The following is a 16,107-nucleotide window of genomic DNA, read 5'->3' as shown; positions in this document are numbered from 1 at the left end:
TGTTTAGACTTTAAATCTTTCAACCTCGTTTACGAGATTGCCGATATTTTCTTTATTTTTTTGCGAAATAATATTGACTTCTTGAGTAGCTTCATTTATTTGGAGTGCACCTGCTGCCATTTCATTCATGCTTGCAGTGATAACTCTTGTAAGGTCATCAAGTTTTTGCATTTCAACGGCAATGTTTTTTCCTCCCTCGAGCATTTCGGCTGAGCCGTCATTTACCTGAGAAGTTATTAAATTGATATTATGAATTGCCGTCAAGACTTCACGGCCTCCGTTTTCTTGCTCTTTCATTGCAAGCATAAGAGTCTCACTCATCTTTTTTACTTGCTCCGATAAGGCAAAGATGCTGTCAAATTTTTCTTCAGCCAATTTTGAAGAAGATGAAAGGTTTTCAATTTCTTTGCTTAAAACCTTTAAGGTTGAAGTTATTGTTTTTCCTTGTGAGCTTGATTCTTCTGCAAGTTTTCGAATTTCGTCGGCAACAACGGCAAAGCCTTTTCCGGCTTCTCCGGCATGAGCTGCTTCAATCGCTGCATTCATAGCAAGAAGGTTTGTTTGACTTGCTATATGTTGGATAACGCTTGAAGCTTCTAAAAGGCCGCCGGATTCCTCCGAAATTTTTTGAGTTACGGTATTTGATAATGAAAGAGTTTCTTTTCCTTCAGCTGTAGCTCCGGCAAGATTTTTGATTGCATCATCTGTTCTTGCAAGGGTCTGGGTTATGGAGCTTATGTTTCCTACCATTTGCTCTATTGCCGATGAAGATTCGGCTACACTGGCAGCTTGAGATTCTATCATGCCGTTTAATTGTGCGATAGTTTTAATAATCTGTTCGATAGTCGCTGAGGTCTCGGTAACGCTCGCTGCCTGTGTAAGAGCTTGTTGTTTTACTCCTTCTATGTTTGTGCTTATTTGATGGATAGCACTTGCCGTTTCCGTCATATTACTTGCAAGCTCATTTCCTATATGTTCCATCTCCTGACTTTCGGAACCTACCGTTTTGATTGAGTTCCCGATTTTTTCAATTGTTTTGTTAAAGTATTTTGATAAATCGGTTATTTCATCATTTCGTTTGATAGGTAAGCGTACCCTTAAATCTCCATCCCCATCTGCAATATTTTTAAGAGCCTGAACTGTTGATGTAATGGGCTTTACTATTGTAAGGGCGATAATAGCTGTAAGTATAATAGATATAATCAATATGGTAATGCCTATAATTCTGATTGTGATTTTTAAAGGCCTTAGACTGCCGGTAAGTTCATGAACAGGAGCACTGATTATTACTTTCCAGTTTTTAGTTTTCATAGGAGAATAAGCGGCAATTTCTTTTTGTCCTTCATATACAAATCTAGCTAAACCGGCTTCAGAAGATGCTAAGACTTTTTGTTCAAAATCGGCAATGCTTTTAAGTTCAGGGTCGGATACAGCTTTTTTAATGCTGTTCTCTTGGTTTTTAACCAGTTCTATGTCCTTGTCGGCAATCGTTGTTCCTGAAGCATCGATAATATAGCAGCCGCCCGTTTCTCCTATTACGATGTCGTCGATTAGATTGTTAAGATCTAAGCCGTTAACAACGGCACTAAACACGCCTAAAATATTGTGTTCATCATCATAAATAGGTACGGAAAATATAATTTGAAGTTCACCAGTTGTACGGCTTATAAGAGGCTCAGAAATAAAATTTCTGCCTTTAATAGCCTCCTTATACCAGTCCCTATCACCGACAAAAATGGAAGTTCCGTCAGAAGAATATCTTATACCGTTTTTATCGGAAACTCCAAAGTATTCTATCGTTTTATTCCGCTCTGCATCTTTTTGTAATGCCTTTACTTTTTCAAAAAAAGTGAGTTTGGAATCGCGCAGTGCCGGAATACGCGCAAGGCCTTCCAAAAAATATAACATGGAATTCGCCCTGCTGTCGACAATTTCGGCCGTATCCTCTGCCTTCATTAGTAGAGCTTCTTCAATTTTTCCCAATAAGGCCTTTTTTGCTACAAATAAAGCAGAGGCTCCCATTGTAAATCCTCCTATCAGGATTAACATACCAAAAAAGAAAACCAATTTTCTTAAAATAGAAAACCGTCTTCCCTCCTTCCGATAATTTTTTTCACCTACCATATTTAGAGTTCCTTTCAAATGTTATTTTAAAAACTATTTATAATTGATTTTTATTGAATGTACATTAAGATTTGGCAGACGCGATTGTACACTAATTTTTGTATTTTTACTAGATGTTTATGTAATAAATAAATGAAAAATATTATAATAGAGTAAATTTATAAAATAGAGATTTAATGTTGATGTGTTTTTACGAGCCTGTAGACTTATATTTTGAAACTCCGAACCGCCAAAAAAGATAAGCAGGAATCAAAAACAAAAATGAAAGAAGAGGTAAAAAGGCGAGGGTAGGATTTTTGCATTTATCGAATAAGAACAAAAGCGGATAATATTGAAAAAGGGCATAAGGAATTATAAATGTGCAAAAGCGTAAAATTTTATTTCCGTATATTGAAACAGGGTATGAGGCAAATTCTCTAGCCCCATCGGTAAAGATATTCATAAACTCAAGACTTTGTATGGTAAAAAAAGAAATAGCTGCATAGATTAAAAAGAGCCCGGAGAATACCGCTATGCCTCCTAAGAGCATTGATATAATTGTAAACACCTTTAAAAAAGACCAATCGATATTTCCGAATCTTATGCCGTAAAAAAATAAAACGACGGCTATGAGCAATCTTCCTATCCTTGAAAATTCAAATTTACTTCCCAGTACTTGAAGGGGTAGATTTCGGGGACGCAAAAGAATTCTGTCAAAGTCTCCGGTTATAATCAATGCAGAAAATGAATCAAAGCCTCTTGCATAGCTTTCGGTAATGGCAAAACTTAACTGCATTATTGAATAGCAAAAAACAACTTCGGCAAAGGAAAAACCTTTTATGGACTGAAAGCGTGCAAATAAAAAATAAAGAGCTGCCGCGCTGTTACATGTTAAAAGGAATTGCCCCAAGCAGGATAAAAAAAATGAAGCCTTGTATTGCATTGTGCTTTTTAAAAGAATTCCCAGATATTTAAAATAAAGTTTTACGCCTTTCATAATTATCCTAAATTTTAATTTAGCCTCCTTGCACTATCAGCTTTTTTTCTGCAGCCTTTGCAATAAATTTTCCCGATAAAAATAAAACGAGGAGCCAGAAGACTTGTAAGAGTATTTTTTTGCCTGCATCGGCAGGTAAAATATCGTAAGAAAAAATTCTTAAAGGAATATTTTGAATTCCCGTAAAAGGAGAAAATTCTAAAATCTTTTTTATTGTTTCAGGGAAAAAAGGAATAGGGATTATCTGTCCCATGAGCATCTCGGAGGCCGAGAAAAATACTATTTGAAGCCCTTTGGGAGAAACAGTAAAAAAACAAAGCACGTATATCAGGCAGGTAAAGGCTGCTGCCGTGCAAAGTCCCAATATCATAGAAGTTATAAATATAAAAAAAGTAAGAAGATCGGGCATTATCAAACGGTAAGGCTGAGGTAAAATTGAGGCAATTATTAAAACCGGAAAACATCTTAAAAGACCTCTTGCAAGTCTTAATGCAACCGAGCGGGTAAACCAAAGATTGTATATGTTTATCGGTTTAGACATTTGATATGCGATGGAGCCCGAAACAATCGAATCGGTTATATCACTTTCAAATGTCCACATTGCAAAAAACGCTAAGAAAGCCTGTTGCATCCAAATATAGGAAACAAAAGCAGAAAAGCCCATAGGAAAATTTTCCGGCGAGGATTCATAAAAGGCCTTAAATAAAATGATATTTAAAGTTCCCCATGCAAATTGAGTTGAGATACCGGCAAGAGCTGCTACCCTGTATTGTAAGTTTGCGATAAAGCGTATTTTAAAAAAAGAAAGATATTTTTTCATAAGCCGTACAGCCCTTTAACAATTTTTTTTATAAAATTCGGCAAGGCTTTCATCCAAAGATAAGGAATCCTTTTTAATGTCCTTTAATGTGCCGTCTAAAAGAATCCGTCCTTTGTCTATTAAAATAATACGCTCGGTAATTGCTTCGATATCCTGCATGTCGTGGGTTGTTAAAATAATAGTCGTTTTATTTTTTTTGTTCAGTTCCGAAATAAATTTTCTTACCGTCAATTTTGAAAGAGCATCAAGCCCGATTGTAGGCTCATCCAAAAAAAGAATTTTGGGACTATGTAAAAGAGAGGCTGCAATTTCGCACTTCATCCTTTGGCCTAAAGAAAGCTGACGGGCTGGTGTTTTGACAATTTCTTTTAATTCTAAAAGATTGATCAGCTCTTCCAAATTGTTTTGAAAAAGATTTTGAGGCACAGAATAAATATCCTTTAAAAGCTCAAAGGAATCTATAACGGGAATATCCCACCACAGCTGAGTTCTTTGCCCGAAAACTACACCGATGTTTTTTACATATTCCACTCGCTTTTTCCATGGAACAAGGCCTGCAATTTCGCAAGTTCCCGAATCGGGAGTAAGGATTCCGCATAGCACCTTTATGGTAGAACTCTTTCCGGCTCCGTTCGGTCCGATGTAACCTACGGTTTCTCCTTCGTTAATCGTAAAAGAAATATCATTTAAAGCTTTTACATATTCATAGTCCCTCTTAAAAAGAGCCTTTGCTGCTTCTTTTAAGCCCTTATTTCTTTTTGCGACCTTGTATGTTTTGCAAATATTTTGAACCTTAATCATTTTTTTCTTCCATAAAAACTTTTACAGGGGTGGTATAATATCATTAAAAAGAAACTTGGTCAATAGAAAATTCAAGTACGATGTATTTTCTCCGAAACTATAGCTATGAGAAAGCGGATTTTTTATATCTTTATTTTTGGTTTATCGTTTTTATTTTTTTCTTGTTTGAGTTTTTTTGTACGGCCTCCTCATTTAATAGAAAGCCGAGGCAGATGCTCGGCTGAGGATTTAACCGTTTTTTTTATGAGCCAAAATCCCAAGGCTGATAGGGCGAAGGTAAAACGGCTGGCTCAATTTTATATAGAAGAAGCTGAGACGGAAGGAATAAATTCGGATATTGCTTTTTCGCAAATGTGTTTGGAAACGGGGTTTTTGCGTTTCGGAGGTCTGGTAAGCGAGGAGATGAATAATTTTTGCGGACTTGGTTCAATCGGGGACGGGAAAAAAGGAGAAAGTTTTCCAAGTGAGAAGACGGGAGTTTTGGCCCATGTTCAGCACTTAAAGGCCTATGCTACGGCTAAGCCCCTTGTCCGCCCTCAGGCTGATCCGCGATACAAATATGTTAATCCTAAGGGGAAGGTTCCTACAATTTACGGGCTTGCCGGAACTTGGGCTGCAGACCCGAATTACGGCAAAAAGCTTGAAAACATATTGACAAGATTGTACAAATCGGTTTATTAAGCGAAGCGGTTTTATTCAATGTGATACTCTTGTAAACTTATCAAATTCTTTCTATAGAGATGTCTGAAAGTTCATTTGCCTTTGTAAACATATCCTTGATGATTCTATAAGAACCTAAGCCGGCAAACAAAAAGCCGAGACCTAAGCTGGGAAGGATGGATTTTATAAAGACCGGATCGGCAAAAAATACCGGAGAGAATTTTACAAAGGATACAAAATCTAAGCTGACCTCTTTTTGGACGGCTAAAAATAAACCTATGTATTCGGCAAAAAGCAGAGCAAAAACTATCGCAATGATATTTATTATAGCACCTGTTTTGGTTGCCTTTCCTTTTCCAAAATTATAACCGTAAAATGCAGAGTAGGCTATAAAATATCCTGCAATGGATGCATAAAAACCGAAATAGCCTATTAAGATCCAAGCTAAAGAGCCGATTAAGGCTCCTATAATACAGCACAAGGCTCCGGTCAAATAATTATTCGGTTCATTGTTTACTTTTTCCATCTTAGTTTTAAAATTATCTACACATTCTGAGCATAAAAATGTTGGAACGTTTTTGATTTTATAAGCATTTGTTTCCCGTATTTTATTACATGAAAAGCAAACATCGTGTGATTCTAACTTTGTTAAAATATCGGAAAGATCTTTTAAGAAAAATTCAAACTCTGAATCGTTGTTATTGCAAGTATAGGTCAAGGATAACAAATCTTCATCCATATTAAAGGTTTTTATTTTTCCCATCTTTTTTTGCTCATCTAAAAAAGCGAATAGGTCTCCCTTTGATCCGCTTACGGCACAAGAGGTTTTAAGAACAAGTTCTTGATTGGTTGATTTATCTTGCCTAATAAGAAATTTATTATTGCCTATATTTCCTGTCCAAATACCGTTTACATTTTTAAAAAAGAAACGGTTAAGTATTTTTTCCACATTGTCTGTCATTTAAATAGCTCCAAATATTTTATTGTCCTTATTCTATCAAAAAATAAAATAAAAAACAAGATAAAGTTTTTTGCCGGTAAACATTTTTTTTCATTTTAAGCTCTTTAATCAACAACCCTGACGCAGAGCGTTGCCAAAAAACGGCGGGTATTAAACTCTCCGTACGAATAAACTAAGCAACCTAACAAAAAGAGAACTTTATATTTAAAGATAATACAATTTATTAAAAGATTCAATCCGGTTTTGCACACAGAATTGGGGCTTTCTATCGTTAAAAGTATTATGCAAGTGCTAGGCGGTTCAGTCTCTGCCGAAAGCGGAGAAAGAAAAGGCGCCGTTATTATAATGCAGCTGCCGCAAAATAATATCTATGAATCCTTCCCTTAATTACACCTTCTTTCTCAAGAATTTCCTGCGCTTTAAAAAGGTTCTTCTGATATTTCTCCACTTCAAAACCGGGAAATTCCCAATCAATGATTTTCGCAAACCAGACAAGTGCACCTACGTCATAAAACTCTATCGGCCTATAGACTTCAGCTTCTTCTATAATATCAAATCCGTTATCTGCAAATTCCTGTCTTGCAATATTCAAATAAGCTTCCGGAAACGGAATGTCAATATTGCCAATTAAAAGCTCTACCAGGTCTCTGTCATTTTCAGCACCTACTTGCTGTGTAAGAAATACTCCTCCTTTTTTAAGAGTTCTTTTAATTTCATTTACATTGTATTTACCGTGTCTGTTAGTAATAATGTCAAAGTAATTATCTTCAAAAGGAAGGATATCTCCGCCGTCACATGCTTTAAAATTTATCCCTAAAGGAAGAAGCCTTTCTTCACATATTTTGATGTTTGGTTCATAGCCTTCAATTGCAGCAGTGTGTTTAGCATTGGCCATAAAAGATAAAAGAAATTCTCCGCCGCCTGTTTCCATATCCAATAAATAATCGGTATCACTCAGATAAGATTTTATGATTTTTCCAAAATCCCATGGAAGATCGTCCTCTTCTTTATACCTTCCTCTAATGTGAGAGAAATCCCAACCTTTAATATGAGCTATTTCTTGCTCATGCAGCCATTGATTTAAAAGCGCTTGTTTTTCCATATTTTTTCTCAAAGTTATTTTGTATTGAGGATTGTATCATTTTTAATGGTGTTTTTCTAGCAGTAGGTTATAAATGATTCGATAATTACGAGGATAGCTATGACGGTTTCATTCCGGAATTCCGATAATAAAGTATATTATATACCATAAAAATATAACATAAAACCGATATGAACATATTAAACAGCATAGTGAAAAGCAATGTTTGTAAACTCTTAATATATCCTCAGAGCTGATACTCTTTTATCGACTAATTCTATAAAGGCTTCTTTCATATCTTGAGGCATTAGAGAATTACAGCACATTTCAATGAATATAGGCACCATAGATATTAATTGTTCGATCATTTTCTCCGCTGCAAGTTTTGCTATTCCACAACCGGCTGCAAAGATAAGAAAATCTTTACGATGAATATTTCTTTTTTTCCCATTTATCGGCAGAGCAAATTCTTCTTTGTCTTCAGGCATAATTATATTTACCGGAAGCAAATCATATGCAGGGGAAAGATGATATTCTCCTGAGCCCGATTCCGATTCAATCAAGGAAAAATTCTTTAAATGCATATCGGAATTTCCAACAATAAACGAAAATACCAGCCGATAAAATAGTTCGGTCATATCAAAACCTGAACGGGAGGAATACTTTTTAATTATATTTCCGCACCGTTCGTCAGATCCTTTATATTTATCTTGAGTCAATCTTAAATCAAGCTGACAAAAATCTTCCATAGCAATCAGCTTTACATTAGAATCTTTTGAAAAAACACGATCGATTCTTTTTGTAATATACGCATAAGAGTCTTTGCTTTTTACAAGAGCGTGAGGAACTGTTCTAATCTTAGCTTTATCTGCCATAGACATAACAAGATGTTCAGCCTCAGGTAATGCACGAAATTCTTTTACTTGAGGTTTTAAAATATATCCCGTCGGGTAATTCACAACAGTCAATCTGGGATAAACATCCTTTGAAAGATGTAATGAAAGTTTTTTCTGAACACCCGGAATAGTATAGCCTTTATTGGTGCTCTCTTTTGCAAATTCTTCCAGCACTGAGTCTGTTATTTCAATTTCCGGAATAACGGCTGTTGTGAAAAATTTTTTTATACATGTTTTATGCCAGCCGCTATTTCCGCTATTGTCTTTTATCGGCTTTCCGCAACACAGACAGTTCATATCTTTTCCTCTCTGATACTGACATTTCCGATAGGGTCTTTACAAGCAACTAAAAGCAATGCAAATCTGTCCTTAGGATCTATCTTCCAATTACGGCTTACAATATCAAGAAGCCAGCCTTCAGGAATCAGCCCGTCAAAAAAAGAAAATAATGTTTTTGATTTATAAGGTTCTTCACGTATCGGAAGTGTCAATGAAACCGGATGATTATCTGCTCTTGCTATATAGGTTTTATCGTAAGAAAAAGAATATCCTTCATCAGTCTCGCTCAGTTTTCCGGCAAAGTTATTATATACATAGACATCCGCAGTTCTGAATATGTTTTTCATTTATATTTATTCCTTTTTGCCAGGGACGGCCTCCATCCCGAACATCGCCAGTGCAACATTCACTTTATCCATGCGTACGGTTTCTTTTCCTTGCTCCAATTCACGGACAAAGCGAAGTCCAAGACCGGCTCTAATCGCAAAATCTTCCTGCGTCAAACCGGCAGATTTTCTGCTGGCCTTAATGAATTCCGCTATCCTATTCATATTGCCTCTTTTGAAGTTATTATAAGAGTAATATACACCCTTTAGGGTATAATGTCAAGCAATTAGCACTAAAATACACCCTAAAAGGTATAATTATTTAATCAAAAGCAATTATATACCCGATAGGGTGTATTTTAAAAGAGTTAATATTTCTGCATTCTGTCTACATTATGTACACGGCTTTTCATTTTTTTGTAAGCTGACAGCTCCTCTATCGCAATATCCAAAGAAAGCTGCCTTCTTCTCTTTTCTTTTGTTTCTTTTACGGAGCCGACCAAAACTATTCTGTGTCTTGGTATTTTTAATATGTAAGTTTTATACCAATAAGGCTGCGGTTTGGGAATCTTAATATTTAACATTTCCTTTTTGATGTGTAATTCTTTATTTTTCCAATATAAAACGGCATGATCTTCATATAGTTCAAGCTGTGCTTCTTCCTCCTTGCTGCTCCAACATTTTGCGGCAATCCATGCCGGCAGCGACATAGCAATAGGAATTAAACCGAATATCAAATAAACAGCATGCATGGGATGTTCTCTGAAATATACCGGTCCATGTTCCGGTCCTTTTTCAATACCGGAAAATACAAGAAATGCATAAAAAGTCAAAAGCCCAAGAGTTACTCCGAATAACACCATAATATACAATACACCGGGTGAATATTTATTGCATTGAAATGTTATTCTTCTCATAATTTACAACTCCTGTTTCAATTATCTCTAACGCTTTATTTCGTACAAGCACTGACTATTGATACATCTCGTCAAGTGATACTAATACTGTCTTTTCATCCTGCAAAGAATCATGTAACCTGATTGTACGAAAGCTTCTATCTTCAATACCGGCTAAAAATACATCCGTTACCTGTTTTGAGAATAACTCCAGATTTCTTTCTTTGCCCACTTTGGTTGCTGTATAAAAAATTACCCTTTTATCTTTCACAAATTCCGAAATAAGGGTAGATTTACCGATACGTCTGCGCCCGTATATAACAGTCATTCCGACTCCGGGTTTTTGATAAAATTCATTTAGATATGATAATTCTTTTTCTCTTCCAATGAACATATGTATATCCTCATTAATAGTTTAATTCAAATTAATTTTATTCAAATTGATTTGAATAAAATTATATCATATTCCATTCTATTTATTAAGTCAAATCAAACGTCAGAGAGTAGCTCCCGCTCTTATTTTCTTTACATTGCAGTTCATCAAATGCCTTCCTAAATGTTTGTAAGCAAAGGCTTTTATTCCTGACACTTCCTGATGATGATGTTTCAACAATTCATCCGGAGAATCCCATACTCCAAAATCCTGAGTAATTCCATTTTCATATGTTTACAAATTACTCATCCTCTTATCTATCTGATATTTTTTTCTATCTGGATTCCCCTCACATCTATAAATCACCTTATTTTTTATATCGTATACAGATGACCATATTGTATCAAATCCATTTTTTCTATTATATTGACATAAAAAACCTCGTTCTCCTCTCATTAAAGCAAATACATTATCTATTGTGTATTCATCAAATTTTTGGCTTTCTAAAGTTTTATATCTTTTATGAGAATAAATATCGTCTTTTCCATCATATTTGTAGGATTTTAATTTATTTGATACAAAATGATTTGTTTTAAGAGCCCTGTTTCCTATTTTTATATCCTGACATCTTGCATTCAGTTCAGCAGATAGAACTGTCCCATACCTATCTATTGCAATGATATTTTGTGAAGATCCTATCGGAATTTTCTTTAAAAAGCTTTTTACTTCTTCTATTGTTTCACATTTTTCCAAAATATACCTTACTAGAAACCCCGCATTGAATCCTACATCTTTTACCGTAGGATATACAAAGGTAAGTCCGCAAGCTAATCCCTTTTCATTTATTCCATCCTCCATTTCGATCATTGCTGTCGTATTTCCAATAAAGGAATATCCCTTATTAAGTTTGTAATAAGCACTGTCAGACAATTTTTTAACTTCAATCATAAAATCACTGTTTCTGGCAAAATATATTCCATTACTATTTGAAAATGCAATCATAGAACAATGTGTATCATAAGTAAATACATACATTCCTACAAGAAAAGAAAATACTTTATCAAAATCATAGTTCTGTCCATCTGCAAAACCTTGAATTTCTTCTATGATTTCAGAATAATATTCATGATAAATACTAAAAACTTCTTTGCCATATTTCATTTTCTCATCAGTTAAAAACTTTGCAAAATCAATTTTTACATTATTTTTATACAAGCGGCTTCCATAAGAAAACCCCGCTGAATAATGATTGTTTTTCCATCTTGAATGATACAAATTATCGCCTCCTTTCTTCAGAGTAACAGAATAAAAAATTTTAGTAAAGATATCTTCTTCTCATAATTATTTTATATTGAGAATTATATCATGTTTAAGATGCTTTTCTGCTGTCAGATTTCCTAATTGCCCTAAGCATTTCATCTTTAAGAGTACCCAAAGTTTTTTCTTTAATTATGTAAGCACTCAATTTATCACTCTATTTGAAATGCGATGTTGCATTTTGAGTTTTTTAAATTTGGAAAACCATATTCCTTTAATCGATTTAGAGTTTTTTGAATAGATTCGGTTATATTGTTTTTGCTAATAGGTAAATTGCTTATAATATATATAATACCATTAAGTTTTGCCGGATAAATAATCCCGCTCTTAGTTTCATTATTTATAATACGGAGCAGGTAAACATCATATTTTGTTTTGACATAGAAATCAAACTCTTGATTATCATAAATCTCCTCCGGAATCAGATGGACCGGAACTACGATACAGTCTTTCATTTGAAAACTATCACTTTCAAAATGTGCTTTACAATTGTGTTTTCGTTTTATTCTTTCTATCCATTCAGTAATCATTATCACACCCATCGTCACTGTCTATAATTTTTACACCGTCTATTGCCATTTATCATCTCTCCGTTTACAATTCTAATACATTCCTTAACAAGTGCTGCTTATTTAGTTTTGCTTACTTATAGAAAGGTTAATGTAATCCTTTTAACTTCTTTGTAATATTGATTCATTTCAAATAAAATCTTAATATTTTTATATTGCACACCTTCTATATTTTCTTGCTCTGTTTTTGGAGGAGAAATTCCCAATATTTCATAAGGTTCTTTCCATTCTCTGCGCTTATCAAAAACAAGATCAATCCATACCGGCTCAATATATATTTCTTTTGCATCATCTATAATTGCTTTGACAATCGTTGCCTCAAGCAAAGAACATGGTGAATCCGATAAGTTTTTAGCTTGTAAAGTTATATTTGTAAACTCATATTGATTATCACTTTTAAAAACATAAGCCTTACTTATTTCCCACGGTTGCAAAATGATGTTTTTTAATTCTTCAATCGTTCCTTGCTTTACAATAAGATTTTTAAAGAAACAATCTTCAAATGTATCACTGCCTAAAATAAAAGACTTTCCAATATCTGCATGAAATGTAAATCCATTCGGATTATCCGAATGCGTTTTTAATTGCGGTTTCAATTCTTTACAAATATCTTCATAGGATTTTATGTTAAGCCCATTTTTTTTTACTTCAGAAATATCTTGATATATCATGCTATCATCATCAGCTGCACCTTTCAGTTTGATGCCGTCAATATCCATTCGTATGTTTAGTAATCTCTCATCAATAAGCATCGGATGTTTTTCAGAAACGAATGCAATAAATTCCATCGCTCTATCATAAGGAACTTTCAATTCTTCAAGTGAATGTACTTTCGTATAGTATATAAAATTTATAGGGATTTCCCAAAAAATCTCATCATTACCAAGTTCATAATTTTTTTTGTATTCCTCAATGATATACTCGCCGAAAATCTCATCAAAATTCGTTTTTATAGATGGTGATGTCATGGAAAGAGGATCACGGGAAACAGTATAAAAAATGATGAGATCGGGATATTCATTTAATGTCACAAGCCAGCGGCGATAATATTTATCTTTCTTAATGGTATATGCATCCTTACCAAATCTATTATCCAAATATTTGATTATCATTTCACTATCTTCTTTAATATGAGAACAGGCATTTAAAAAAATTACACTGCACACAATACATAATAAAATGACTATTGGTTTAAAAATATTCATATACATTCTCCTTTTATGTTCGCATCAAAGTTGTTTTCTTTCTCTTGTTTTTCAATAAGATAATACGGCTTATTCCATCTTTTCCTATTGCTTATTTATAAGAGAACAAAAAATACTTGTATGAGGTTTCCCTCTCATTTTGCCGCCTCAAAGAACTATTTTTATAAGTTTATATTCTCAATCATCTGTTATAATTTGTTTTTCCTAAAAGAATAGGAGTAGGATTTAACAATACCCAGAGAACCGAAAGTTCACGCAAACGCTCTGTTATAACTTCTTCATCCTCACCGTTTGCACGGATATTTGAAATAAGCTCTTTGGTCTCTTTCAGTTCTTCCTCAGAAAGCGGTGTGCCTGAAGCAAAATGATTTGGCAGAGAATTAAGCATATTTCTATAATCTTTATCCCAGTTTACTCCGCCGTTTCTATATAGCTCATCCTGCACCCTGCCTGTTATACGGATAACTTCGCCCTGTACTGTTTTTGCAGCTCCGCTTGAAGGAATCAGCATCTCCCAAAGTTCATCGTATTGTTCCCTCCAAGAACCCGTCTTTACAATAATGGGAGAAACGCCGTCATGTGTCTTGCGTTTTGGAGCAGGCTTTACATCAAACAGTGTATAGAGTTTTTTAAGCCCCTCTTCTGTTTCAGCCAGAGAGTCTTTATTAAAGTTTTCTCTGTGAAATTCAAAATCCTTACCGATTATTTCGACTCTTTCAGCCATTTCAGTCGTTACCTTAGCACCTGCCTTTATTAACATTTCTGCAATTTCTGCCGCCTGTGCAATATTAATATTCCTGCAAGTAGCAAGGGCTTCGGCTAGCGGAGTTCGTCCCATATCATCTTTTGCATTAACATCTGCACCTTTTTCAATCAAAAAACTCACTATCTTAGGGCGGAAAAACCCCGCTGCCGTATGCAGAGGTGTACTTCCATATGTATCAGGTTTTTGTATATCTCCTCCTAATTCATACAGCAGTTTTACAGTATCTCTGCCCAGAGTGGCATGTTTATATAATGGCGTACGCCCATAATAATCGAGTGTATTTACATCTAAGCCCTGTTCAACGAGCCAGATCACAAGTTCATCAGGAACACCGCCATAATGAAGCGCCGTATTTAAGCTGTATCTGCCGTCATGAGCGGTAAGCTCACATTTATCATAGACGGCTTTAAGAGCTTCAACATCTCCTGCTGTAATCAGTTCATCAAAATTTTTAGGTAGGGTCACTCTTTTTTTTGCCATTGTTCTTCTCCTTATATTTTCTTACCCTTCCATATCGGCTGACACAATCCCCTTCTTTAAGCTTCCGCATACTGTTATACAATGCCCGAAGAAAAGGTCGTCATCATCAAAATAGGCAGAAAATGAACCGCCTGATGTCATACAAATTGAACTGAGGCTAATTCTTTTTACAAAACTTTCTTCTGTAATTTCAGAAGTTTCATCATCAGATTCTGCCCATTCGCAGGCGAGTTTAGTAAGCTTTTTTGCAGCAAAACTACGCAGGTCTGCATCCCATTTTGCCTGTTCTGAGACCATTGTTTTCAGAGCTTTTTTAGCCTTTGTTATTCCTGATTTATTATCCTTATCTACATCTAATATAATATTTATTTTTCTATCCTGCCAAATAATACTTCCTTGAAAACTTTTAATTTGTTTATCATAAATCAGTTCACCTAATATATCATCTTGTAAAATTATAGGTTTTCTATACTCTGCAAGTATTTCTTCCAATTCCTTACAAGCCGCATTTTTTTCAAGAACTTCCACAACTAAAAAATGTTTTTTTGTCGGTAGTACACCGTTTGGAACTTCCTCAGGAAGCTTTGCACGCACCTTTAATTTGTAAATGGTTTCGTCTTCAAATTGATATGGCAAATTTTCTTTATCTGTGACAGGAAATACTATACGCCCTTCTTCTTTATGCAGTTCACCTGTTTCACAGTCCACATAAGCTAAGAAATAAGCAGCCCAGTCCCAAAAACCGTTTCTCAAACTTCCGCCGCCGCCTTCGTGTCTTAGAACAATAATCTCTTTTTCCTTTTTCTCAAAAGAGTCTTCCCATTCTTTTTGTGTCATTTTATTTCTTAGCCGCATGTATTCAATTAATTCCATTAAGTCCTCCAATCAATCCCAAATAATTTTAAAATATTTATAATTTTGATTTGTGGTTATTAAACACATCTTCTATAACTTTCTCGGTTTGGTTATCATATTGCCTTTTGATTAATAGTATTTCTTTTACTGTCATTAATTTTTCTTTATCCTGCCTCAATTTTTCCAAAGCAAGCTCAATATCTTCTCTTGCATTACAGTATTTTTCATTTTTATTGCAACTGCAATCAAGCTCCCAATAAAACTTTGTTTTCTTTACCTGATAGATTTCAAGAAATTTAATACAACTGATTTTACGGTTAAAACGGATTCTTACATCTTTAGTAAAATACAAGCTATTATTAATCAAATACAACTCTTGTCTTCCATATAATTTTTCAGCCTGTACACTAATTATTTTAGAAATCAAATATTGAACAGACATTAAAATAAATAATGCAATTACAGCCAAAAATAGCAATAATATCATATTATCTACAACTAACCAACTCACAGTTCCGATAACTGCCGACATTGCCATAACCGCTCCACATATCGGTATTGCATCTCTTAGCAAAAATATAATCATGTCAATAATAAATCTTTTAATCCGGTTATAACCTCTAAGTTTATACTCTTTCATACTATTCAAAAAACTTAAATCATCCTTATATTCATCCATTCTCAGCATCATTTACACACTCATCAAAATCCATCTGATTATT

Annotated in this window: 18 protein-coding genes and 1 pseudogene; 2 read left to right on the top strand and 17 right to left on the bottom strand. The window is 34.5% G+C overall.

Annotation, left to right across the window (positions count from 1 at the left end; translation table 11 throughout):
* Window positions 1–3: 3 nt before the first annotated feature.
* The 4 genes from HYB91_RS10405 to HYB91_RS10390 form a co-directional block, all read right to left on the bottom strand.
* Complete coding sequence (locus HYB91_RS10405; protein WP_002676840.1) at window positions 4–2,124, bottom strand: methyl-accepting chemotaxis protein; 2,121 nt, start codon at window positions 2,122–2,124, stop codon at window positions 4–6.
* 190 nt (window positions 2,125–2,314) lie between these two features.
* Window positions 2,315–3,100, bottom strand: coding sequence for an ABC transporter permease (locus HYB91_RS10400; protein ID WP_002676842.1), 786 nt, complete (start codon window positions 3,098–3,100; stop codon window positions 2,315–2,317).
* Between the two features lie 19 nt (window positions 3,101–3,119).
* Window positions 3,120–3,920: an ABC transporter permease gene (locus tag HYB91_RS10395; protein ID WP_002676843.1), complete on the bottom strand. Its 801-nt coding sequence runs from the start codon at window positions 3,918–3,920 to the stop codon at window positions 3,120–3,122.
* A 15-nt stretch (window positions 3,921–3,935) separates the two neighbouring features.
* Window positions 3,936–4,721: an ABC transporter ATP-binding protein gene (locus HYB91_RS10390; protein ID WP_002676845.1), complete on the bottom strand. Its 786-nt coding sequence runs from the start codon at window positions 4,719–4,721 to the stop codon at window positions 3,936–3,938.
* 105 nt (window positions 4,722–4,826) lie between these two features.
* On the opposite strand from HYB91_RS10390, the gene HYB91_RS10385 reads away from it, so the two are divergent.
* Window positions 4,827–5,402, top strand: coding sequence for a glucosaminidase domain-containing protein (locus HYB91_RS10385; protein ID WP_002676846.1), 576 nt, complete (start codon window positions 4,827–4,829; stop codon window positions 5,400–5,402).
* A 40-nt stretch (window positions 5,403–5,442) separates the two neighbouring features.
* On the opposite strand, the gene HYB91_RS10380 is transcribed toward HYB91_RS10385, so the two are convergent.
* Window positions 5,443–6,342 (bottom strand): hypothetical protein, encoded by a 900-nt coding sequence (locus tag HYB91_RS10380; protein ID WP_002676847.1) that lies wholly within the window; start codon window positions 6,340–6,342, stop codon window positions 5,443–5,445.
* 255 nt (window positions 6,343–6,597) lie between these two features.
* Between HYB91_RS10380 and HYB91_RS10375 the strand changes: the two are divergent.
* Window positions 6,598–6,729 (top strand): annotated as a pseudogene (locus tag HYB91_RS10375) (hybrid sensor histidine kinase/response regulator); the annotation flags it as partial.
* On the opposite strand, the gene HYB91_RS10370 reads toward HYB91_RS10375, so the two are convergent.
* The 12 genes from HYB91_RS10370 to HYB91_RS10315 all read right to left on the bottom strand — a co-directional run bounded on the left by HYB91_RS10370 (window position 6,683) and on the right by HYB91_RS10315 (window position 16,076).
* Window positions 6,683–7,444: a class I SAM-dependent methyltransferase gene (locus HYB91_RS10370; RefSeq protein ID WP_002676848.1), complete on the bottom strand. Its 762-nt coding sequence runs from the start codon at window positions 7,442–7,444 to the stop codon at window positions 6,683–6,685. The pseudogene HYB91_RS10375 and the gene HYB91_RS10370 overlap by 47 nt on opposite strands.
* Window positions 7,445–7,659: 215 nt before the next feature.
* Window positions 7,660–8,616: a HipA domain-containing protein gene (locus tag HYB91_RS10365; RefSeq protein WP_002676849.1), complete on the bottom strand. Its 957-nt coding sequence runs from the start codon at window positions 8,614–8,616 to the stop codon at window positions 7,660–7,662.
* Window positions 8,613–8,945, bottom strand: a complete 333-nt coding sequence (locus HYB91_RS10360; protein WP_002676850.1) for a HipA N-terminal domain-containing protein — start codon at window positions 8,943–8,945, stop codon at window positions 8,613–8,615. Before HYB91_RS10360 ends, HYB91_RS10365 begins: the two co-directional genes overlap by 4 nt.
* 6 nt (window positions 8,946–8,951) lie before the next feature.
* Window positions 8,952–9,149 carry a type II toxin-antitoxin system Y4mF family antitoxin gene (locus HYB91_RS10355; protein ID WP_002665938.1) on the bottom strand — a complete coding sequence of 66 codons (198 nt, stop codon included), beginning with the start codon at window positions 9,147–9,149 and terminating at the stop codon, window positions 8,952–8,954.
* A gap of 143 nt (window positions 9,150–9,292) precedes the next feature.
* Window positions 9,293–9,841 (bottom strand): hypothetical protein, encoded by a 549-nt coding sequence (locus HYB91_RS10350; protein ID WP_002676854.1) that lies wholly within the window; start codon window positions 9,839–9,841, stop codon window positions 9,293–9,295.
* Window positions 9,842–9,896: 55 nt separating this feature from the next.
* Window positions 9,897–10,214 (bottom strand): AAA family ATPase, encoded by a 318-nt coding sequence (locus HYB91_RS10345; protein WP_002676855.1) that lies wholly within the window; start codon window positions 10,212–10,214, stop codon window positions 9,897–9,899.
* A 273-nt stretch (window positions 10,215–10,487) separates the two neighbouring features.
* Complete coding sequence (locus HYB91_RS10340; RefSeq protein ID WP_002676856.1) at window positions 10,488–11,468, bottom strand: C45 family autoproteolytic acyltransferase/hydrolase; 981 nt, start codon at window positions 11,466–11,468, stop codon at window positions 10,488–10,490.
* A 194-nt stretch (window positions 11,469–11,662) separates the two neighbouring features.
* A complete protein-coding gene (locus HYB91_RS10335) occupies window positions 11,663–12,052 on the bottom strand; it encodes a hypothetical protein (protein WP_002676857.1) in 390 nt (129 codons plus the stop codon).
* A 104-nt stretch (window positions 12,053–12,156) separates the two neighbouring features.
* Window positions 12,157–13,284, bottom strand: coding sequence for a hypothetical protein (locus HYB91_RS10330; protein WP_002672589.1), 1,128 nt, complete (start codon window positions 13,282–13,284; stop codon window positions 12,157–12,159).
* Between the two features lie 181 nt (window positions 13,285–13,465).
* Window positions 13,466–14,530 carry an ankyrin repeat domain-containing protein gene (locus HYB91_RS10325; protein WP_002676858.1) on the bottom strand — a complete coding sequence of 355 codons (1,065 nt, stop codon included), beginning with the start codon at window positions 14,528–14,530 and terminating at the stop codon, window positions 13,466–13,468.
* Between the two features lie 21 nt (window positions 14,531–14,551).
* The gene (locus tag HYB91_RS10320) at window positions 14,552–15,403 is read right to left on the bottom strand and encodes a DUF2262 domain-containing protein (RefSeq protein ID WP_002676859.1); all 852 of its coding nucleotides are present in this window, start codon (window positions 15,401–15,403) and stop codon (window positions 14,552–14,554) included.
* Window positions 15,404–15,440: 37 nt separating this feature from the next.
* Entirely contained in the window at window positions 15,441–16,076 is a 636-nt protein-coding gene (locus tag HYB91_RS10315; protein ID WP_002676860.1) for a hypothetical protein, read from the bottom strand.
* Window positions 16,077–16,107: the final 31 nt, after the last annotated feature.

Origin of the sequence: Treponema sp. B152 (genome assembly GCF_024181665.1) — a bacterium.
GTDB lineage: Bacteria > Spirochaetota > Spirochaetia > Treponematales > Treponemataceae > Treponema_B > Treponema_B denticola.
This window is presented reverse-complemented; position numbering and strand designations above follow the sequence as displayed.

Bases quoted from the DNA above. Each gene is read 5' to 3' on its own strand.
- HYB91_RS10405 (WP_002676840.1), bottom strand. From the start codon at position 2,124: ATGGTAGGTGAAAAAAATTATCGGAAGGAGGGAAGACGGTTTTCTATT.
- HYB91_RS10400 (WP_002676842.1), bottom strand. From the start codon at position 3,100: ATGAAAGGCGTAAAACTTTATTTTAAATATCTGGGAATTCTTTTAAAA.
- HYB91_RS10395 (WP_002676843.1), bottom strand. From the start codon at position 3,920: ATGAAAAAATATCTTTCTTTTTTTAAAATACGCTTTATCGCAAACTTA.
- HYB91_RS10390 (WP_002676845.1), bottom strand. From the start codon at position 4,721: ATGATTAAGGTTCAAAATATTTGCAAAACATACAAGGTCGCAAAAAGA.
- HYB91_RS10385 (WP_002676846.1), top strand. From the start codon at position 4,827: ATGAGAAAGCGGATTTTTTATATCTTTATTTTTGGTTTATCGTTTTTA.
- HYB91_RS10380 (WP_002676847.1), bottom strand. From the start codon at position 6,342: ATGACAGACAATGTGGAAAAAATACTTAACCGTTTCTTTTTTAAAAAT.
- HYB91_RS10370 (WP_002676848.1), bottom strand. From the start codon at position 7,444: ATGGAAAAACAAGCGCTTTTAAATCAATGGCTGCATGAGCAAGAAATA.
- HYB91_RS10365 (WP_002676849.1), bottom strand. From the start codon at position 8,616: ATGAACTGTCTGTGTTGCGGAAAGCCGATAAAAGACAATAGCGGAAAT.
- HYB91_RS10360 (WP_002676850.1), bottom strand. From the start codon at position 8,945: ATGAAAAACATATTCAGAACTGCGGATGTCTATGTATATAATAACTTT.
- HYB91_RS10355 (WP_002665938.1), bottom strand. From the start codon at position 9,149: ATGAATAGGATAGCGGAATTCATTAAGGCCAGCAGAAAATCTGCCGGT.
- HYB91_RS10350 (WP_002676854.1), bottom strand. From the start codon at position 9,841: ATGAGAAGAATAACATTTCAATGCAATAAATATTCACCCGGTGTATTG.
- HYB91_RS10345 (WP_002676855.1), bottom strand. From the start codon at position 10,214: ATGTTCATTGGAAGAGAAAAAGAATTATCATATCTAAATGAATTTTAT.
- HYB91_RS10335 (WP_002676857.1), bottom strand. From the start codon at position 12,052: ATGGGTGTGATAATGATTACTGAATGGATAGAAAGAATAAAACGAAAA.
- HYB91_RS10330 (WP_002672589.1), bottom strand. From the start codon at position 13,284: ATGAATATTTTTAAACCAATAGTCATTTTATTATGTATTGTGTGCAGT.
- HYB91_RS10325 (WP_002676858.1), bottom strand. From the start codon at position 14,530: ATGGCAAAAAAAAGAGTGACCCTACCTAAAAATTTTGATGAACTGATT.
- HYB91_RS10320 (WP_002676859.1), bottom strand. From the start codon at position 15,403: ATGGAATTAATTGAATACATGCGGCTAAGAAATAAAATGACACAAAAA.
- HYB91_RS10315 (WP_002676860.1), bottom strand. From the start codon at position 16,076: ATGATGCTGAGAATGGATGAATATAAGGATGATTTAAGTTTTTTGAAT.